Raw genomic sequence first — 22,080 nt, 5'->3', positions numbered from 1 at the left:
AAATTATGAACCATAGCGATAAGATCGTATGAAAAGATATTTAAATAAACTGCGTGCTTCCTTTGTAAGCGGTATGAGCTGGATTATCCTGGTCTGCGTTATAGCCAGCTGCAGTAAAGATAATGTAAGTGCACCACAGGACTTGATTATTTATATGCCAACCGGTGCGGGTTTTAATACGGCTGATGCCAGTTATGTCACGGCGCGCAACAATGTGCTCGCCGGGGCTGGAACAGCCTTCCCGGTATTGCTGACACGGGCTTTTGACCAGGAAGTACAGGTAACGGCGACCATAGACACAGCACTGCTTTCCGCTTATGATCTGGCAAATAAGACGCAGTCCCCGGCTTTTCCGGCTGGTGCCTTTGTATTGGCGAACAATGGTCAGGTGCGTATCCCTGCCGGACAGGAACGCTCCGTGGATTCACTGCGCATTACCTTGGGACAAACTGGCGACCTGGACTTGAGCAAGCAATATGTGGTGCCTATACGGCTGGCAAGCACGAATTCCAGTCTACCTTTGAGCAGCAACCGACAGGTGATGTACTTGCGGGTGCGATTTAACAGGATCACCACACAGCTCAATGGCGTACCTGCTAACCGTGTGGTACCGGTTATTATTAACCGGACGCCCAATGGGGATGTCATCAGTGGCAACCTAAATGTAACGGCAGCTGTCAATACAGCCTTTGGTCAGTCGTTGACGGTAGGCCTTCGGGAACGGCAGGATCTGCTGGCGGGATATAACCAGGCCAACCAGACAAATTATGTGGCTTTCCCAGCGAACAGCTTTGCCTTTACTCCGGCCACTGTTTCTATTACCAGCGGCACCCTCAATGCGGCAGCAGCATTTGTCATGGCGCTTCGGAATACCACTGCCTTTGTACCGGGCCGCAGCTACCTGCTGCCAGTGGGCATTGCGGACGAAGGACCGGTACCGCCGCATGAGACACTCGGTTTGGCGTATCTAGCGGTGGAAGTACAATTGCAGAATATCAACCCGGCCAATCCGGCACCTACGGGCAATCGCATAGACCGTACAGGCTGGACCGCCACCGCAAGCTCCACAGATACACAGTATGCTCCAGGTGCCCCTGCGCTTGCCTTTGATAATAATGCTGCAACGGGTTGGCATTCGACATTTGCTTTTGGCACAAAACCCGCAGTAACCTTTACGGTAGATATGCAAAGTCAAAAAAATATACGCGGGTTTACCTTTACACCAAGGTATTGGGACTACTTTGGTTCGGGGTATATCTCCGCAGTAACAGCGATGCGGGTGGCGACAAGTAGTGATGGTGTTAACTGGACCGTCCAGGGCTCCTATACAGGCAGCATGCCCGGTGGTAGCGCCACCAATCCCGAACTGCGAAATGTCAGCTTTTATACGCCCGTGCAGACACGTTATTTCCGCTTTACTATGACAGGCTATGGCGAATATGCCGCCGGATTTGGTGAATTAAATGCATTTGAGTAAAAGTTTAGAAAAAATTGCGTTTCAATCTGATAGGTTTATTAAAATGGTGGTTTAGTTGGAGAGCGCACGGTCTTAGTACCGGCGCTTTCTTTTCTTGTCAGGTTTTCTGAATTACAGGCGTCTTCCGGCCAAACTCACCGGTTTTCCTGCTTCGTCAACATTGTGTACTCCACATGATTTGAATTATTCTTGCCGGTACACGAGGTCTTTGCTGAGACAGTGTTCTTCCCAAGGTATTTCTATCAGCCGGCTATGCGCGTTTTGTGGAATGATACTTTTTGGTGTCGGCAGGTAAAAATGGTTTTTATTTCCACTTACCAGGGTACCGCGTAGGTCGGGGATCTTTTTGAGGTTGCGCTGCAAGGCCGCAAAAAATGCTTTTGCGGATTTGTCAGCTTGTTTCATGATCTGCCGCAGGTGGATGATTTCTCTTGTCTGATCAGTTTCATAGCCGCCGCTTCCTGCGATTGTATATTCGGCCACAGGCGAATCGTAGAAGAGACCAGAGCTTGTTATATCCTCCTGATCTGAAAAGGGATAAGTCGATAGGAAAAATCCATAATAATCCGATGATGAAAAGCTTTCCAGAAATGCCGACTGATTTTCCTTGCTATATTTCACGTAATTACGCTTGCCTGAACGCCGGTTTATCGTTTCAATATAGGCGTGTGCATGATGTTTTTCCATCGTTTCTCCGCAATACCGAAAAAACAGTTGTGCAGGTATTGCAATCCAAAAGTATTGGCCCATTTTCTTTCTTGTATTTAATTCGTATAGTTCTCGTCCATGCTGGTCTGAATGGAAGTTGTTAATGAAATTTCGGATAAGCTTTTAACGCTACTTCTGCCAGATTATGCGCTTACTTATATGTTCTAGATTATATTTGATCAGGGTAAAGTAGTCCAACAAAACTACAAAAATAATCAAATACTCAAGATCAACTTTTAACAAATAGATTTAAGAGAGTATATGCTCCATCAGTAAATTCTAACGTGCGTGGAAGATATCTAAATATGTGGTTCGTCTCGCAGACTTTCGGGTACTTTAACATGCCTATGTTCAAAGCAGGAGAAAAGAAAGCCGAAAAAAATCTTTTTTTTTATAATATGATGATGAATTTCCTGAATATTATATCGCTTAGTATTAATATTTCTATAAATTTTATTGTTTTTCACCAGTTACATTGATAATTGTTTGGTTAAAGTTTAATATTGTTGAAAATATTATTGCCAAGTATTATGAAGTTTATATTCCCTAAATTATTTATTTATGAATAGAAAAATGAAAACGGTAGCTTTCCTATCGCTACTGTTTATAACGACCGGTATTCAGGCGCAAGTCGGAAAATATCAGTGGAAAGAGACCTCTGAGGGGGGCTATAGCTACAAATACGTGACCAACGACCCGGTTCAAACCCGGTTTTACAAATTGAAAAACGGATTGACCGTCATTTTAAGCCCAAATAACAAGCAACCCCGCATACAGGCTTATATTGCAACCAAGGCTGGTAGCAAGACGGATCCAAAAGATCATACTGGACTCGCACATTACCTGGAGCACATGCTTTTTAAGGGAACCGACAAGTTTGGTAGTCTGGACTGGTCCAAAGAAAAACCGCTGCTGGACGAGGTTGACAATCTCTATGAAAAATATAACCATAGTACAGATGTCAATGAACGCACTGCTATCTATAAAGAAATCGACCGTGTATCAGGGGAGGCGTCAAAATATGCTATTCCGAATGAATATGATAAACTGATGAGCAGCATGGGCTCCAAGGGTACGAATGCGTTTACCTCATTTGAGCAAACGGTCTACATGGAAGATATCCCCAGCAATGTGATCGATAAATATCTGACCGTACAAGCGGAGCGATTCCGAAATCCCATCCTCCGTTTATTCCATACAGAGCTTGAATCAGTCTACGAAGAAAAAAACATAAGTTTAGATAACGATAATAGAAAATCTACCGAAGCTATTTTTGCGGCCATGTTTCCCAATAATAACTACGGCAAGCAAACCGTTTTGGGCTCTGTGGAGCACCTTAAAAATCCATCGCTCAAAGCAATCCGTGAATATTACAACACCTATTATGTTCCGAATAATATGGGTGTTATTATGTCGGGTGATTTTAATCCCACTGATGTGATTAAGCGCATAGATAAGGCGTTTTCAGGCATGAAATCCAAACCCGTGCCAGCATATACCTTTGAGCAAGAGCAGCCCATCACAAATCCAATTTCAAGGACTGTCAAAGGCCCTGCTTCGGAATATGTCTTAATGGGTTTTCGTTTCCCGGGGGCAGCACATCCAGATGCGCAGATCCTCAATTTAATGGCCAATGTACTTACCAATGGATCTGCCGGTTTGATCGATCTGGACCTTGTTAAGTCTCAGAAACTATTGGGAGCGGGTGCATTTCCTTATATTCTAAAAGATTATTCAATGCTTATTCTTCAAGGTAATCCAGGTACCGGCCAGAGCCTTGAAGATGTCAAAAAACTGTTGTTGGCTGAATTGGAGAAATTGAAAAAAGGAGATTTCTCTGCGGACTTGTTGACATCTATCATCAATAATGAAAAAAAATCACAGATTAAACTCTTCGAAAACTACACCAGTACCGCCGAACAGCTTATGTCAGGCTTTAATTCGGAGTTGGATTGGGCAAAAGAGTTGGCTTATACGGACCGCTTGTCTAAGATTACGAAAGAAGATATTGTTCGCTTTGCGAATAAATATATTTCTGACGTCAATTATGTGACCGTCTTCAAGGAAAAAGGGCAGGATACCAATGTAGATAAAGTAGTCAAGCCAGCCATTACGCCTATTACGGTCAATCGGAATGTAGAATCTGCATTTTTGAAACAGATTAATGCAATGCCGGAGCAGAATATCAGTCCTAAATGGATAGATTTTGATCAGGAGATTTCTAAATCAAAGCTGAAGGATTTGGATGTATTAGCCGTTCAAAACAAAGATAACGAACTATTTGCCCTGACTTATCATTATGATTTTGGTAGCTGGGACAATAAGTTACTGGGCTTGGCCGTCGGATACCTGGAATTTTTGGGTACGAAGAACAGGAGCAGTGAAGAGTTTAGCAAAGCGTTCTATAAGCTGGCGTCCGACTTTTCAGTTTCTTCCGGAAATGAGGAAAGCAGTGTTTCTATTTCTGGTTTGGGTAGTAATTTTAAGGAGTCGGTCGGTCTGTTGCAAGATCTGATGCATAACTGTGTAGCGGATGAGCGGGCATTTACCGCATTCATTGACCGTGTTAAAAAATCCCGTACCAATGCCAAGGAGAATAAAGCTTCTATCATGGAGGGGCTAAAAGCGTATGCACGTTATGGTGCCAAAAACCCGTTTAATTACACCTATACCGATCAAGAGTTGGATGGATTGAAAGCTTCAGACCTAGTGGCGGTATTGCATAAGTTAGCGGATGCTAAACACCGTATACTATACTATGGACCGGAGCCTGTGAATGAATTGGTAAAAAATCTGACACCGCTAAAAAATAATAACACGGCCTATGCAACAATAGAAAAGGGTGTAAAATTTGTAGAAAAGCCGACAGATGAGAGCAAAGTCTTTTTTGCACAGTATGGTATGAAGCAGGTTGAAGTATTCTGGATCAGAAATTCAGGATTATTTGATAAAAACCAACTTCCGACGGTTACATTTTTCAATGGATACTTTGGTGGCGGTATGGGCAGTATCGTATTCCAGACGCTTCGGGAATCTAAAGCATTGGCCTATACGACTTATGCCTACTATGGACAACCACAAAAGAAAGAAAACCATGGCATGGTCGGTGCTTATATAGGAACGCAGTCTGATAAGTTTAAAGATGCTGTAGGTGGTATGAATGAGCTTTTGAATGAATTACCAGAATCAACTGTAGGCTTGGAATCGGTGCGTACAAATTTATTAAAATCATTGGCTAGTGAACGTATCACAGGAGCCGGTATCCTTTCGAGCTATATGGCGGCACAACGCCGTGGACTTACCGAAGATTCAAGAAAAATGATCTTTGAAAAGATTCCTCAATTGACATACAATGATCTTAAACAATTTCACAGCGATAATATAAGCCGTAAGCCATATATCTATTGTATTGTGGGAGAGGAGAAGGACCTGAATCAGGACAATATTACAACGCTTGGTAAAATCACTAAGCTTAGCTTAAATGAAATCTTTGGATACTAATCCGAACGGAGGAGATAGTTTTAATAGTTTATAGTTTTAATAGGGACCGCGTTGGCATACGTTGGTCCCTTTTTTTTAAAAATTAAGTGGCTTATTGCTTAGCTCATGTAATGAAAATTGTCTTTCTCATAGTGTTATTATCTGATTCAATAACACAAAAGTCTAATGAAGGCAGAGGCTATCTGTTGCCAAATTGAGCTTGGTTGTAGCCAAAATGACGGACACTATTTGTTCAATAGTCGTTAAGTGGTAATTGCCTGATGTGTGCTTTATCAGAAAAACCGCAGATGTCCACGAATGATAATTTAGTTCCTGCGAATTGTAATTTGTTTAATTTTCTATTGGTTTTGCAGCTAAATTTGAACTGTAACTAAACGTTGAATCATGAGTAGAATTGTCCATTTATTATTCTTTTTAGCTCTGGTCAATATCTGTTCCGCACAAACATGGATTGATATTGACCTGGAAGAAACGGAATATGTTGATGCTACTGACAAAACCTGTATAAAGAAAACTGGCGAGCCGTTAAATGGTAGATATGCGATAAAATTTAACCGTTACCAAACCAACTACGAGTCATTTATAGATGGTCTTAAAAATGGCGAGGCCAAAGTTTTTAGAAATAGGAAGTTGGCAGAAAAAGGTTTATATAAAAACAACCTAAAAGAAGGCGAATGGATTTATTATACGGAGGAAGGGGCCATCCGCAAACGGATTTTTTTTCAAAATGGTAAAATAAAACCTATTAGCGATCTCCGGTTTTTCCCGGATTAGTTTTCGGGAAACCAGCTTGGTAAATAGCGCAAAAATGACATGATTTTTTCCTTGTAGATGGCTGTATTCAATTTAAAATAAAAAGCGCCTTTCTTGGAATTTTCTTTGTCCTTTTCTTCCAATTTGATAATGAGATCAGAGGAAAGCAGCTTGCGGCTAAAATTGCGTTTATCAAATTCGATATTATATACCCCCTCGTATAAGGCTGCAATCTGGGGAATGGTAAATTTCTCTGGCAATAATTCAAACAGAATAGGATAGAGCGCTGCTTTCATCCGCAGTCGCTGCTGTGCCGAAGCAATCATCTGGTCGTGATCAAATATTAAAGTTGGATAGTTTTGCAATGGAAACCATTGTGCCTCATATTCCTCGCTTAAAATATGTGTATATTTTTGCGTATCTATCAGCGCAAAATAACAGATACTGACAACCCGGCTATTGGGCTCACGTTTTGGATCACCAAAGACACTGCATTGCTCCATGTATACATTTTCAAGTCCCGTCAGTTTATTTAATACCCTGCTGGCAGCTAGTTCAGGACTTTCGTCCGGTTGAACAAAACCTCCCATCAAACTCCATTTGTTCCGCTCCGGCTCAAAATCGCGTTTTATCAATAATACCTGCAGGGATTCGCCATTAAATCCAAATATAATACAGTCTACCGCTAAAAGGATTGCTGAGTCTTCTCTATAATATTCCATTATCTATTGTTTTGTCTCTCTTTTGACTTGATCTATTTTTTTTGATAAACCTAAATAGCTGAACAAATGTACGGTACAATGCGCTCTGCCGTTTTAGACATCTGTAATTACCCTATACCTATCACCCTTGGATTTATCTTATTTCGATGAGATGAAGATAGTTCAATTTTTTAAATATGAAAATTTTCTTTCATATTTAAAAAAATAAATGTTAATTTGACACTAATTATTTTTAGGCCAATTATCCAGCTGGACAAACACCAAAAAGTAAGCTTTAAATCGAATTATAGATTATAAACCAAATTCAGTTAAAATGAGTAAATCATATGTCATCGGGGTGGATTACGGGAGCGATTCTGTTCGTTCAGTCTTGGTTGATGCAAGTTGTGGGTCGGAGATTTCGTCTTCCGTATTTTATTATCCGCGTTGGAAAAGGGGTGAGTTTTGCGATGCTGCGCTCAGCCAGTTTAGACAGCACCCCCTGGATTACATCGAGGGCCTGGAAGCTACTGTAAAAGATTGTTTACAAAAATCCGGGATACAAAATATGGGAGAGCTGGTGAAAGCAATTTCGGTGGACACTACGGGTTCCACACCGGTCGCTGTGAATGAAGCGGGGGTGCCGCTGGCATTACTGCCGGAGTTCAAGGACAATCCCAATGCTATGTTCATCCTCTGGAAAGATCATACCGCGGTCAAGGAGGCCAAAGAGATCAATCGATACAACCAAGGCTACGCTGTTGATTACCTGAAATACGTAGGCGGCGTTTATTCTTCGGAGTGGTTCTGGGCCAAACTGCTCCATATCGTTAGAGTAGATATGCAGGTGCGCCAAGCAACATTTAGCTGGGTGGAACACTGTGATTATATTCCTTTTTTGCTTACTGGTGGAAAACAGGCTAGCGCCATTAAGCGAAGCGTTTGCGCTGTTGGGCACAAGTCGCTATGGGCCGCTGAGTTTGGTGGCCTGCCACCCAATGCATTCTTCGCCGGTATTGACCCCTTGTTGGACGGCTTTGTTGATCGCTTGTTTTCCGAAACCTATACTTCGGATAGGCCGGCGGGTCACCTTTCCCCAGAATGGGCAGAGCGTTTAGGTCTTTCTACCTCCGTTGTCGTTGGTGTGGGTGCATTCGATTGCCACATGGGTGCCGTAGGTGGGCAGATTGAACCTTATTATCTGAGCAAAGTCATGGGAACATCCACCTGCGATATGCTGGTTGCTCCAAAAGAAGAGGTGGAGGGTGTATTGGTAAAGGGTATCTGTGGTCAGGTGGACGGTTCCATTATCCCCGGAATGATAGGCATGGAGGCTGGTCAGTCTGCTTTTGGAGATGCCTATGCCTGGTTGAAGCAGTTGCTCTTATGGCCAACATACAATCTGATACCTGAACTAGAGGGGCTTAGCGATACGATGCGTGAAAACATGCTGGCGACACTGGAGGAAAAATTGTTGTTGCGATTAAGTGAAAAGGCGAACAAATTGCCGCTAACTGCGGATTCGGAACTGGCGGTGGACTGGCTCAATGGCCGTCGAACTCCAGATGCGGATCAGTCGCTCAAAGCTGCAATCATGGGATTGCAGCTCGGTACCGATGCTCCGGCGATCTTCAGGGCGATTGCCGAGGCGACCTGCTTTGGCGCCAAAGCGATCGTGGAGCGCTTTGTGGATCAGGGGATCCCCATAAAGGGGCTGATCGGGCTTGGTGGTGTCGCCAAAAAATCGCCTTTTATCATGCAGATGATGGCCAATGTAATGAATATGCCGATCCGTATCCATAAAAGCGAGCAGACCTGTGCACTTGGTGCGGCCATGTTTGCGGCCACCGCTGCTGGATTATATGATCGGGTAGAGGATGCCATGAAAGCCATGGGACAGGGCTTTGAATGCACATACGAACCGGAGGAAAAATGGGTGCCCCGCTATGCCGAACGTTATGAAAAATACAAAGCCCTCGGTGCTTTTGTAGAAAGTAGTGTATCTCTGCCTGTTACTGTTTAACCACAAAATGAGTAGTATGTATAATTCAATTAAAGAAGAGGCTTATCGCTGCAATATGCAGCTGCCGCAGTTGGGACTTGTGCTTTTTACCTTTGGAAATGTGAGTGTTGTCGACCGTCAGCAGGGTGTTTTTGCGATTAAACCCAGTGGTGTGCCCTACGAAGAATTGTCTCCCGATCTGATGGTGGTGGTGGACTTTGACGGACAGGTAATCGAAGGCAAGCTTAGGCCTTCCTCGGATACAAAGACACATGCGGTACTGTATAAACATTGGCCGGATATCGGTGGCATCACCCATACCCATTCTACATATGCCACTGCCTGGGCGCAAAGCCAAAGGGATATACCCATTTTCGGAACGACGCATGCCGACCACTTAACATCGGATATTCCCTGCGCGCCGCCGATGGATGATGAGATGATCGCTGGCAACTATGAGCATGAGACGGGCTTTCAGATCATCAATCACTTCAATCAGCAGCAACTGGATTATAGGGAGGTGGAAATGATCCTTGTCGGAAATCATGCACCATTTGCCTGGGGTAAGGATGGAATGAAGTCTGTCTACAACAGTGCCGTATTGGAACAGGTGGCCAAAATGGCCTGGCTGACCGAGCAGATTACCCCCAATGCTCGACGGTTGAAGCCGGCATTGATCAAAAAACATTACGAGCGCAAGCACGGTACAAATGCCTACTATGGCCAGTAGCCTGCTGCTTGACAAAATCTATAACGAAACTAATATTGAAAAATGAATATCAATTTAAAAGAACTCGAGGTCTGGTTTGTCGTTGGCAGCCAGGATCTATACGGTGAAGAAACATTGAAACAGGTCGCAGCACATGCGGAAGAAATTGCACATTATCTGAATGCCCAGACCCTGATTCCGGTAACGGTGAAGTATAAACCGATCGTAAAAAATACGGATGAAATCTATGCGACGCTAACGGCTGCAAATAGCACCGCAAATTGTATCGGTATCATCACCTGGATGCATACATTTTCGCCGGCGAAAATGTGGATACGGGGTTTAAAGGCATTGCAAAAGCCGTTGCTACATCTCCATACACAGTACAACCGCGATATTCCATGGAGTGGCATTGATATGGATTTTATGAATTTAAATCAGAGTGCACATGGTGACCGTGAATTTGGACATATCGTCAGCCGCCTCAAAATAGGACGGAAAGTCGTCACAGGGCATTGGCAGGATACCGAAGTGCTCCAGCGGATCAATGTCTGGTGCCGGGCGGCAGCGGGTTGGCATGATTGGCAGGGAGCCAAATTTGCACGCTTCGGAGATAATATGCGCTACGTCGCGGTGACGGATGGCGACAAGGTTGAAGCCGAAACACAATTTGGTTTTTCGGTCAATACCTATGCCGTCGGCGATCTGGTCGAGGTCATCAACGCCAGTACGGCCGATGAAATCAATGCTTTGCTAGCGGAGTATGAGGCCAATTATGAACTGGCGGATAATGTGAAGGCGGGTGCTGAATTCCATGATAATCTCATTGAGGCGGCTAAGATTGAGGTGGGGCTGCGGAAGTTTTTGAAACAGGGAAACTTTAAGGGCTTTACGGATACCTTTGAGGATCTGCACGGGATGGTTCAGCTTCCGGGACTGGCGGTACAACGTCTGATGGCTGAAGGTTACGGCTTTGCAGGTGAAGGGGACTGGAAGACGCCGGCATTGGTAAGGGCATGTAAGGTGATGGGAGCGGGTTTGGCTGGAACCACCGCCTTTATGGAGGATTACACCTATCATTTTGACCCGCAGGATGCCATGGTGTTGGGCTCGCATATGCTGGAGGTAGACCCTGCACTGGCTGTCGGAAAACCACGTATTGAGGTTCACCCATTGGGGATCGGTGGCAAAGCAGATCCTGCACGGCTGGTTTTCAATGGCCAATCTGGCGATGCATTGAATGCCTCGCTTGTGGATATGGGAACACATTTCCGTTTGATCGTCAATAAGGTATTGGGTGTTGAGGTGCAGGCCGAACTGCCAAATCTTCCCGTTGCACGTGTGCTGTGGAAGCCTCTTCCGGATATGAAGACGGGCTGCAGTGCCTGGATCCTTGCCGGTGGAGCGCATCATACGGCGTATAGCTTATGCTTAACACCGGAATACCTGCAAGATTTTGCCCGGATGGCCGGAATAGAGTATATACTGATCGACGAGGATACCACGGTGGCCAAACTCGAAAATCAATTGAAATGGAATGACCTGTATTATTTACTTGGTAAATAATACGGACTAGTGACCTTCGGGTAGCTGAATGCTATCCGAAGGTCGCTTAGCAATACAACCAATTAGGGAAAATATGGAAAAATTTGCAATGGTAGACTACGTTATCTTCGTGGTTTACTTCTTCATTGTGGCGGGATATGGTTATTATATCTATCGTCAAAAAAACAATAGCTTAAGCAGTAGCAAGGATTATTTTTTGGCCGAAGGTTCATTGACCTGGTGGGCAATCGGTTCTTCCTTGATTGCATCGAATATTTCAGCGGAACAGTTTATTGGTATGAGTGGTAATGGATTTGAAGTGGGCATTGCAGTGGCGGCCTATGAATTGATCGCTGCAGTCGCACTCATCATTGTGGCGGTATGGTTTATACCAGTGTATCTGAAAAACAAGATATTCACGATGCCTCAATTTTTAAATAATCGCTACAACGAGACGACCAGCTTGATCATGGCTATTTTCTGGCTGTTTTTATATGTATTTGTCAATCTCACATCGATTTTATATCTGGGTGCCATAGCAATTTCGAGCATGGCCGGTGGTGGGGACAGTTTCCATACCATCACCGTTGCCCTCGCCGTATTTGCTGTCATCATTACGCTTGGTGGAATGCGTGTTATTGGCTTTACCGATGTCATCCAGGTGGTGGTATTGATTGTCGGTGGTATCGCGACGACTTATGTCGCGCTGACTCTGGTGAGTGAGCATTTTGGATTGGGTAAGGATGTGCTTGCTGGATTTAATAAGCTGATGGAAGACGCTCCGGATCATTTTAACCTGTTTGTGGACAAACCGGGGGCCGGGGCCAGTCAGGAGGAAATCAATAAGTATCTGATGCTGCCGGGAGTAGGAATGTACTTGGCAGGGAGATGGATCGTCAACCTCAATTACTGGGGCTGCAATCAGTATATCACGCAACGGGCCTTGGGTGCCGATCTAAAGACCGCGCGCACAGGAATCCTTTTCGCGGGTTTTCTCAAGCTGTTCATGCCCATCATTGTGATGCTCCCAGGGATTGCCGCTTATGTCCTCTATAAAAATGGGGCCTTGCAGCAGGAGATGGCTCCCGGCGGCGTATTCCATGCAGATAATGCGTATTCAGCGATATTGGGTTACCTGCCCAATGGAATGAAGGGGCTTGCCCTGGCCGCCCTTACAGCAGCCATTGTAGCTGGATTGGCGGGAAAGGCAAACAGCATCGCAACGATCTTTACCCTCGACATCTATAAGAAATACATCCGCAAGGATGCAAGCGAAACAAAGATGGTGTGGGTGGGCAAGATCACGATCGTTGTTTCGATTTTACTTTCGGTATTATTTACCTGGAATGACAGCCTGGGAATCGGGGGCGCCGGTGGATTTACATTTATCCAAAAGTACACGGGATTTATCAGTCCCGGCGTTTTCGCGATGTTTTTACTGGGGATGTTCTGGAAAAGAACAACCGGTGCAGCGGCGATCACCGGCCTGATCTTGGGTTTCGCCCTGTCGGTATTTTTTAATGAGTTCGCAACGAAGGTATTTGGTCCCGAAACATGGATCTATACGGCTTACCCAAATAAAGCGGGCATTTATGAGATCCCTTTCCAGATCTGTATGGGACTGGCATTTGCCTTTACCATGTTGGCCATGATCGGCGTCAGTTTATTCGGCCCGAAAATCAATCCAAAAGCATTTGCCTTGGATCGGTCAATGTTTAAAGTGGAGCCATCGGTACTTGCGCTGATCGTGGTAACGCTATTGATGGTAACCGCAATTTATGTTCGTTTTTGGTAGGATAAGGTATACTGTTGAATAATTAACCCATTTATACATCTTCTCCTGGGTTGACGAGGAGAAAATCCATCGGAAAGATGGAATAAAGACCTGAATAATTGATGAAAGATAAAATGATTATTGGCTTGCTAGCCTGTACTTTATTAACCTACGGGTGCCAATCCAATGCAACCAAAAATAATCCGCAGCATGCTGGGCTGGATACCGCCGCAAGCCCTGCTTTTGATAGCCGGATAGATGAAAAGGATGTCCGTTTATTCCTCTTGAAAAACAATAAACTAGCCCTGACGCTAACAAATTATGGTGCACGTTTGGTTAGTCTTAGCGTTCCCGAAAAGAATGGAAAAATGACTGACGTGATTTTGGGTTACGATTCGGCGAAAGAATATAAGGACAACTCGGATAATTTTTACGGCGCGATAGTCGGGCGTTATGGTAACCGTATCGGTAAAGCTACTTTTGCACTGAACGGTACGTCTTATTCGCTGGAAAAAAATGATGGTGAGCAATCTCTTCACGGTGGTACCAATGGGGTATACAACAAAGTGTGGGATGTGGTCAGCAATACCGATACTTCAATTACCTTGGCGTATACATCTCCAGATCAGGAGGCTGGATATCCGGGAACGGTCAAGATGCAAGTCACTTATACACTGGAAGAAAACGGTGGTCTGGACATCGCCTATCAGGCAACGACGGATAAGGAAACTGTTTTAAATCTGACCAATCACGCTTATTTTAACCTCAATGGTGCCGGTGATCCTTCTATATTGGATCATGAGCTGCAGATTGATGCCAAAGCGATCACTGAAGTGGACAACGCGCTGATTCCAACAGGAAAAAGCTTGCCTGTGTCAGGTACGGCATTTGATTTTACAAAACCACGGCTCGTGGGTGCCCATATTGAGGATGAGAACGCGCAGCTGAAGATCGGAAAGGGCTATGACCATAATTTTGAGCTCGATAAGAAAACGGGCTTTGAGAAAGTTGCCAGTGTATACGCTCCTAAAACGGGTATTCAAATGGAGATTTTCACGACCGAACCGGGGCTTCAGTTCTACAGCGGCAATTTTATGGCGGCGGATGATCCGAAGGGAAAAGCCGGAAAAAGCTATCCTTTCCGCTCGGCTTTCTGCCTCGAAACGCAGCATTTTCCGGATGCGCCAAACCACCCCAATTTCGCATCAACGGTATTAAAACCCGGCGAAAAGTATAGTTCGAAAACAGCATATCGTTTTACGGTGAAATAATATTCTCTTTATGATGAAACTAAATTTAAAACTAGGAATTGCTTTTATGCTGATCAGTGGAGTGATCCATGGGCAGAGTAGCATGAAGCTGGAACGTTCGGCGCAGGAATTCACGATCAGCAGACATATTTACGGCCATTTTGCCGAACACCTGGGGCGCTGTATTTACGATGGATTTTATGTGGGGGAAAAGAATGATTCGATACCGCATGCCAATGGTGTACGGACGGATGTCATCCAGGCCCTCAAGAACCTGAATATCCCCAACCTGCGTTGGCCCGGTGGCTGTTTTGCGGATACGTACCATTGGAAAGATGGAATCGGTCCTAAGGCGCAGCGTCCTACCATGGTGAACAATTGGTGGGGTGGCGTGACCGAGGACAATTCATTTGGCACCCATGATTTTCTGAACATGTGCGAGCTGCTCGGGGCTGAACCGTATCTGGCCGGAAATGTGGGCAGTGGCGAGGTGCAGGAGCTTGCCGACTGGGTGCAATATGTAAATTTTGCTGGCAAAAGTCCCATGTCGGACTGGCGGCGCAAGAATGGGCGCCAAGAACCCTGGAAGGTGAAATTCTGGGGGGTAGGAAATGAATCATGGGGCTGCGGTGGCAATATGACCGTAGATTACTATACGGATATCTACCGCAAGTATGCCACCTTTATGTCGGACTGGACCAATGGCGGCGGTTTGTACCGAATTGCCTCGGGTGCAAACAGTGCAGATTATAACTGGACGGAAACGCTCCTTAAAAATATTCCCGGTAGCTTGATGAAAGGGATGGGGCTGCATCATTACGCGGTGATCAATTGGGACAAAAAAGGTTCAGCAACAGATTTTTCGGAAGCAGAATATTTTAAAACCATGAAGTCCGCCTGGTTTATGAATGAACTGGTCGAGAAGAATATCGCCATCATGGACAAATATGATCCCAAAGGAAATATTGATCTGATCGTGGATGAATGGGGTGGCTGGTATGAAGTCGAACCGGGGACAAATCCAGGCTTTCTGTATCAACAAAATACCATGCGCGATGCCATGATTGCAGGAATGACCCTCAATATTTTCAATAATCACGCCCGACGTGTGAAAATGGCCAACCTTGCTCAAGCGGTCAATGTATTGCAGGCTGTGATCTTGACAGAAGGTAAAAGCATGGTGCTGACACCGACTTATCATGTCATGGAGATGTATAAGGTGCATCAGGATGCGAAATTGATCCCGATTACATTGCAATCGACAGATTTTGAATTTAACGACGAGAAAATTCCGGCGGTATCTGCGTCGGCATCACAGGATGCGCAAGGGCGCGTACATATTTCCCTCGTCAATATTGATCCTAAAAAAGCAAACCGGATTCGTGTGGACCTGGGCGAACTAAAAGCTTCGAAAGTCACCGGAAGAATCTTGCACGCCAACAAGCTGCAGGATTACAACTCATTCAAGGTGCCAACAAAAATTGTACCCACGGCCTATAACAAGGCGAAGGTTCAAAATGGGCTTGTAGATATAGAGATCCCGGCATTTTCCGTGATTGTATTGGAGCTTAATTAAAATTGCGATGAATCAAATTAGACGGATGAAAAAAAAGATTTCAATGTTGCTCTTGGTAACGGGCCTGGCGGCTTCGGCAAGCGCACAGTTGCCGGTTGAATTGAATATACAACTGGATAAACCTAACGGCAAGATATCACCGCATATGTGGGGTGTGTTTTTTGAAGATATCAACCTGGGGGCGGATGGTGGGATCTATGCCGAGCTGGTCAAAAATAGATCCTTTGAATTTGACAACCCCTGGATGGGCTGGAAAAAACTGGAACATGCTTCTACTGAGGGGGCTTACCTCTTGCTTAATGATCAGCAACGCAAAGGCAATAAGCGGTATATAAGATTAACGAATAGTGCTGGCAGCAAGCTGGGTTTACAAAATGAGGGCTTTCGGGGCATGGGCATCAAAGCGGGTGCTACGTATGAATTCAGTCTGCAGCATAGAAGCAATAGCTCCACAATGAATATCCATGTGGCGTTGCTGGACGAAGGGGACCAGCTGATCGCTGAAGCGCAAAGGCCACTACATGCCACAGCAGCATGGACCGAGACTGCGCTGAGACTGCAGGCTACGGCCACGACGGGTAAAGCAAAACTTAAGATATGGTTTACGGGTGAGGGGACAGTGGATGTCGATATGCTATCGCTATTTCCACTCGATACCTGGAAGGGGCGGCCGAAGGGACTGCGTAAAGATATGGTGCAGATGCTAGCGGATATGAAGCCTGGTTTTATCCGCTTCCCCGGCGGCTGTATTGTCGAGGGAAGGGATCTGGCCAACAGGTTCCAGTGGAAAAAAACCGTGGGTCCAATTGATGAACGCGAATTGATCATCAATCGCTGGAACACGGAATTTAGCCACCGTTTGACGCCGGACTATTTTCAGACATTTGGACTTGGATTTTATGAGTATTTCTTATTGGCTGAAGATATTGGTGCGGCCCCGGTTCCGATTCTCAATTGCGGTATGGCCTGTCAGTTCAACAGTGGCGAACTGGTGCCGATGGACCAACTCGACGAATATGTACAGGATGCGCTGGATCTGATTGAATTTGCAAATGGATCAACAGCGACCAAATGGGGTAAACTACGTGCGGATATGGGCCATCCCCAACCGTTTAAGCTCAAGATGATCGGTGTAGGCAACGAAAACTGGGGTCCTCAATATATTGAACGGCTAGCAGTCTTCAAGAAAGCGTTAAATGCAAAGCATCCCGAAATCGCGATTATAGCAAGTTCAGGGACGGATCCTGAAGGTGAGCGTTTTGAATTTCTTGACGACAAGCTGCGGGCGATGAATATTGACATCATCGATGAACATTACTACCGACCACCATCCTGGTTCCTGTCCAGTGCCAGCCGTTACGACAATTATGATCGCAAGGGTGCTAAGATTTTCGCAGGTGAATATGCCTCACATACCACAAGACCCAATGGCCCCGGAAAAAGCACCTGGGAGGCTGCGCTTTCCGAAGCGGCATTTATGACTGGCCTTGAACGCAACGGCGATGTGGTTGAGATGGCATCTTATGCGCCCTTATTCGGACATGTGGATGGTTGGCAATGGTCCCCGGATTTGATCTGGGTGGATAATCTTCAGGTTTACGGAACACCTAGCTATCAGGTGCAGAAATTATATTCTACCCACAAAGGCTCGGATATTATTCCCGTCAACCGGGATGGCCAGCTGGTTGCCGGAAGGGATAGTTTGTACGCTTCTGCGGTATACGACCAAAATACAAAGGAACTGCTGATCAAAATAGTCAATTACAACAGCGAGCCGATGCCTTTGCGTTTTGCCATTGCGACCGACAGAAAATTTACACAGGTTGCCCAGAAAATCAGCCTCGCCAGCAAGGATCTGAATGTCAGCAACAGCATAGAGGAGCCACTGAATATACAGCCAAAGCAAACGGATATTAGGTTTAAGGGCAAGACACTTACAGATAGTCTCGCTCCATATTCATTTACCCTGATTAAACTTCAAACCAAATAGTAGCTAGTTTATAAACCCATGAAAAATATCTTTATCGGCTTTGTCTTTTTGTTGAATGCTATCCACGGCTTACATGCTCAGGTAAAGGAATCTGCTCTGTCGGCTTATTTAATGGTTTATTTTAAGGATGAGAGCCACGGTCTTTACTTTGCACTCAGCAAGGATGGTTATTCCTTTACGGATATAAACAAAGGACAGCCGATTATCGCAGGCGACAGCATTGCCCAACAAAAAGGGATTCGCGATCCTTACATCTTACGTGGCCCGGATGGTCTTTTTTATATGGTGATGACCGACTTGCATATCTACGGCCAGAAGCAGGGCTATCGTAGCCAGGAATGGGAAAGGGATGGCAAGGAATTTGGCTGGGGCAATAACCGTGGTATTGTACTGATGAAATCCGCTGATCTGATCCATTGGAGCCACCTTGAGCTTCGACTGGACCAGCTATTCAATGGCTGGGAAAATGTCGGTGCAATATGGGCTCCCCAACTGATTTATGATGAAGGTGTAGGCAAGCTGATGATTTATTTCACCATGCGTTTTGGAAATGGCCTGAACCGCTTGTATTATGGGTATATGAATACCGATTTTACCGCTTTGGAAAACGAGCCACAGTTGCTTTTTCAGTATCCCAAAGTAAATAAAAACTATATCGATGGGGATATCACACGCGTAGGCGACAGGTACCATTTATTTTATGTTGCACATGATGATATACCCGGGATTAAGCAGGCTACTGCCAGCCACCCCGCTGGTCCTTATCGGTATGATGATAGGGAGTATGATCCAGAAAAAGCAGCCTGTGAGGCCCCGCATGTATGGAAGAAAAATGGCGAGCAAAAGTGGATATTGATGTACGATATCTATGGCATTTCACCGCATAATTTCGGCTTTAGTGAAACCTCAGATTTTAAAAATTTCGTCAATCTGGGCAGGTTTAATGAAGGAAAAATGAAGACGACCAATTTTTCGTCACCCAAACACGGAGCCGTTATTTCACTGACAAAGAGGGAGGCGGATCGTCTGGCGCAGCATTGGCAGCTGGACATGCCGGTTACAAGAAAATAGAAATTCATGAAACGATTAAGAAAACTTTTATTGATCTGTTCCTCGCTATTGGCTGGGACAGTTACAGCCACTGCGCAGACAGTGGGGACTGAATCCTTACCTGTCGGGAAAAAACTGGAACCGGGGGAGAGGTATCACTTTGTGGCGCAGGGAAACCCCATCATCAAGCATCATTATACCGCTGATCCCGCGGCGCTGGTCAAAGGTGATACACTGTGGCTTTTTGCAGGGCATGACTTGGCGGGTGGGCAGAAAGGCTATAAGATGAAAGATTGGTTGGTATACTCAACTACGGATATGAAAAATTGGGTTGAATACCCTGTACCCATGAAAATTTCGGATTTCGCCTGGGCCAAAAGTGGTGATGCTTTTGCTGGGCATGCCGTGGAGCGCAACGGTAAATATTACTGGTACATCAGTACTAATTGGTCGGGTATCGGCGTTGCTGTGGCCGACCGGCCTGAAGGACCTTACCGGGATGCACTGGGGAAACCGCTCCTGACCAACAAGGATTGTTTTGCCTCCACCCATGCCTGGGCTTGCATTGATCCCGCGGTACATATAGACAATGACGGGCAGGCCTGGATATTCTGGGGCAATCGCGAATGTTATTATGCCAAACTGAAAGATAATATGCTGGAAATTGACGGAGAGGTCAAACAGCTTAAGTTCGATGGCTTCGAGTTTACCGAAGCGCCTTGGCTGCATCAATATCAAGGTAAATACTACCTGAGTTATGCAACGGGATTCCCCGAGAAAATTGCTTATGCCATGGCTGATCATATCGCAGGACCATATACCTACAAAGGCCTGTTAAACGAGATTGCCGGAAATAGCAATACGAACCACCAGGCCATTGTCAACTTTAAGGATCAATGGTATTTTATCTACCATAATGGGGGCATCAATACGGATGGAGGAAGCTATAGCCGATCGATCTGTATTGACACCCTGGAATATCGTGCCGATGGTACCATAAAACGGATCAATATGACAAGCGAAGGACCTTTTAATGAAATAGCGCGATGATGTGTATGAAATATAAGTGGTATTTATCTACCATAAAGAAACGAATCGCTCTTGGCGCATTGTTAATGCTGCTGTTTTCAGGCTTGCGTGCACAAGAATTGCGGGTAGCCGGACCGGACGGAAAATTGGAGGTAAACTTATCGTTAGTGGAGGGCAAGCTTTATTATCGCGTGAACCTGGCAGGGCAGGAGATGTTAGAACGATCGCCTTTGGGTTTGCGGGGCGACAAGGTGGATCTTGCCAGTAATCTGCATTTGCTGGCCTCGGACAGCCGGGCAATTGACCAAACGTATGAGGAACCTAAAATCAAACGTAGGCTGGTACATTATCAGGCAAATGAACTGCTGTGTACATTGGAGAATAACTTAAAACAGCGGCTTGTAGTGATTTTTAGGGTCAGCAATAATGATATTGCATTCCGCTATGGTATTCCGCAGGAGGGTGAACCCGCAAATTTTCGGGTCGAGGAAGAAATGAGCGGCTTTAAATTTCCCGCTTCAACCACCACCTTTCTGACCGCGCAAGCTACACCGATGATCGGCTGGAAGAAAACAAAACCGAGCTATGAAGAAGCTTATGTACCGGATCAGGCGATGGGCGTACCTTCGCAATATGGCGTTGGTTACACTTTTCCGGCGCTGTTTCATGTCGGTTCCCGGGGTTGGGTACTACTTTCGGAAACTGGATCGAATGGCAGTTACTGTGGCACCAAGCTCAGTGAAGGCACAAAATCGGGTTTTTATAAAATTGCCTTTCCCGAGCAAGGTGAAAATAATGGCATTGGCGACCGGGGGCCAACGCTGGCGCTACCGGGCTTTACACCATGGCGCACAATCACTGTGGGCAGTACGTTAAAACCTATTGTGGAAACCACGGTTCCTTTTGATGTGGTCGAACCACAGTACGCCGCAAGTAAGCCTTATACCTTTGGACGCGCCACCTGGAGCTGGCTGGAGTGGCAGGACGGAAGTATCAATTTCGAAGATCAGAAGAAATTTATCGACCTTTCCGCTGCTTTGGGTTACGAATTTGTCCTGGTGGACAATTGGTGGGACAAGCAGATCGGGCACCGTAAAATCGAAGAGCTTGTGGCCTATGGCCAAAAGAAAGCGGTGGGGCTCTGTCTTTGGTACAACTCCAACGGGTATTGGAACGACGCACCACAGACGCCTAAAAATCGGATGAATACGGCCATCGCGCGTAAAAAGGAAATGGCCTGGATGCAGTCCATTGGAATCAAGGGAATAAAAGTCGATTTTTTTGGTGGTGACAAACAGCAAACATTGCAGCTGTATGAAGATATTCTTGCTGATGCAAATGAGTATGGGCTGACCGTGATCTTCCATGGATGTACCTTGCCCCGTGGTTGGGAACGCATGTATCCTAACTTCGTGGGAAGTGAAGCGGTATTGGCCTCTGAGAACTTCATCTTTACACAGGATGCCAACGATAACGAAGCTTTCAATGCGACTTTGCACCCCTTTATACGTAATGCTGTAGGGGCAATGGATTTTGGCCCTGTGCTGCTCAACAAACGGCATAATCGTGAAAACAATGGCGGGACGACCCGTAAGACAACGGAAACATTTCAGCTGGCAACGGCGGTATTGTTCCAGACTCCGGTACAAAATTTTGGTTTGACACCCAACAATCTACTGGATATGCCCGCGCATGTCATAGACTTTATGAAGCAGGTTCCCACTGTTTGGGATGAGACGCGGTTTGTGGATGGTTATCCCGGAAAATATGTGGTGCTGGCGAGACGCAAAAAAGAGCAGTGGTATATCGCTGCAGTGAATGCCGAAGGGAAGGAAAAGACTATTGAGGTGGCTCTGCCGATGCTTTCTGAAAAAGTTGTGCAATACATCGGGGATAATAAGTCGCGCGGGTCGGAGCAGAAAACGATACGCCTAAGCAGAGAGAAAACCGTCAAAGTGATTTTACAACCGGGTGGTGGAGCCATATTGATTGGAAAGTAGTTGTTTTAGTTTTGC

General features: G+C 45.5%; 15 protein-coding genes. 13 read left to right on the top strand and 2 right to left on the bottom strand.

Annotated features, from left to right (window positions below):
• The first annotated feature begins 28 nt into the window (after positions 1–28).
• A complete protein-coding gene (locus AC07UV_RS19080) occupies positions 29–1,477 on the top strand; it encodes a BT_3987 domain-containing protein (protein WP_495184907.1) in 1,449 nt (482 codons plus the stop codon).
• A 183-nt stretch (positions 1,478–1,660) separates the two neighbouring features.
• Here the strand turns inward: AC07UV_RS19080 and AC07UV_RS19075 are convergent, their stop codons facing one another.
• Positions 1,661–2,164 carry a hypothetical protein gene (locus tag AC07UV_RS19075; RefSeq protein WP_495184906.1) on the bottom strand — a complete coding sequence of 168 codons (504 nt, stop codon included), beginning with the start codon at positions 2,162–2,164 and terminating at the stop codon, positions 1,661–1,663.
• Between the two features lie 582 nt (positions 2,165–2,746).
• On the opposite strand from AC07UV_RS19075, the gene AC07UV_RS19070 reads away from it, so the two are divergent.
• Entirely contained in the window at positions 2,747–5,686 is a 2,940-nt protein-coding gene (locus tag AC07UV_RS19070) for a M16 family metallopeptidase (protein ID WP_495184905.1), read from the top strand.
• Between the two features lie 384 nt (positions 5,687–6,070).
• On the top strand, positions 6,071–6,460 hold the full coding sequence (locus AC07UV_RS19065; protein ID WP_495184904.1) for a toxin-antitoxin system YwqK family antitoxin: 390 nt from the start codon (positions 6,071–6,073) through the stop codon (positions 6,458–6,460).
• On the opposite strand, the gene AC07UV_RS19060 is transcribed toward AC07UV_RS19065, so the two are convergent.
• Positions 6,457–7,161, bottom strand: a complete 705-nt coding sequence (locus AC07UV_RS19060; protein WP_282254466.1) for an NUDIX hydrolase — start codon at positions 7,159–7,161, stop codon at positions 6,457–6,459. The genes AC07UV_RS19065 and AC07UV_RS19060 overlap by 4 nt on opposite strands.
• A 313-nt stretch (positions 7,162–7,474) precedes the next feature.
• Here AC07UV_RS19060 and AC07UV_RS19055 point away from each other — a divergent pair, with 313 nt between their 5' ends.
• From AC07UV_RS19055 to AC07UV_RS19010, 10 genes are all read left to right on the top strand, one after another.
• Complete coding sequence (locus AC07UV_RS19055; RefSeq protein ID WP_495184903.1) at positions 7,475–9,163, top strand: ribulokinase; 1,689 nt, start codon at positions 7,475–7,477, stop codon at positions 9,161–9,163.
• Between the two features lie 7 nt (positions 9,164–9,170).
• Complete coding sequence (locus AC07UV_RS19050) at positions 9,171–9,872, top strand: L-ribulose-5-phosphate 4-epimerase (RefSeq protein ID WP_495184902.1); 702 nt, start codon at positions 9,171–9,173, stop codon at positions 9,870–9,872.
• Positions 9,873–9,914: 42 nt separating this feature from the next.
• Complete coding sequence (gene araA, locus AC07UV_RS19045) at positions 9,915–11,417, top strand: L-arabinose isomerase (RefSeq protein WP_495184901.1); 1,503 nt, start codon at positions 9,915–9,917, stop codon at positions 11,415–11,417.
• 73 nt (positions 11,418–11,490) lie between these two features.
• Positions 11,491–13,191, top strand: coding sequence for a sodium:solute symporter family transporter (locus AC07UV_RS19040; protein WP_495184914.1), 1,701 nt, complete (start codon positions 11,491–11,493; stop codon positions 13,189–13,191).
• 101 nt (positions 13,192–13,292) lie between these two features.
• Complete coding sequence (locus AC07UV_RS19035; RefSeq protein WP_495184900.1) at positions 13,293–14,441, top strand: aldose epimerase family protein; 1,149 nt, start codon at positions 13,293–13,295, stop codon at positions 14,439–14,441.
• Positions 14,442–14,451: 10 nt separating this feature from the next.
• Positions 14,452–15,996: an alpha-N-arabinofuranosidase gene (locus AC07UV_RS19030; RefSeq protein ID WP_495184899.1), complete on the top strand. Its 1,545-nt coding sequence runs from the start codon at positions 14,452–14,454 to the stop codon at positions 15,994–15,996.
• 25 nt (positions 15,997–16,021) lie between these two features.
• A complete protein-coding gene (locus AC07UV_RS19025; protein WP_495184898.1) occupies positions 16,022–17,986 on the top strand; it encodes an alpha-L-arabinofuranosidase family protein in 1,965 nt (654 codons plus the stop codon).
• Positions 17,987–18,004: 18 nt separating this feature from the next.
• Entirely contained in the window at positions 18,005–19,057 is a 1,053-nt protein-coding gene (locus AC07UV_RS19020) for a glycoside hydrolase family 43 protein (protein ID WP_495184897.1), read from the top strand.
• Positions 19,058–19,063: 6 nt separating this feature from the next.
• Positions 19,064–20,086 carry a glycoside hydrolase family 43 protein gene (locus AC07UV_RS19015; RefSeq protein WP_495184896.1) on the top strand — a complete coding sequence of 341 codons (1,023 nt, stop codon included), beginning with the start codon at positions 19,064–19,066 and terminating at the stop codon, positions 20,084–20,086.
• A 5-nt stretch (positions 20,087–20,091) separates the two neighbouring features.
• A complete protein-coding gene (locus AC07UV_RS19010) occupies positions 20,092–22,065 on the top strand; it encodes a glycoside hydrolase family 97 protein (protein ID WP_495184895.1) in 1,974 nt (657 codons plus the stop codon).
• The last annotated feature ends 15 nt before the right edge of the window (positions 22,066–22,080 follow it).

The sequence above is a fragment of the Sphingobacterium sp. GW821-FHT03E03 genome, from assembly GCF_059420745.1.
This window is presented reverse-complemented; position numbering and strand designations above follow the sequence as displayed.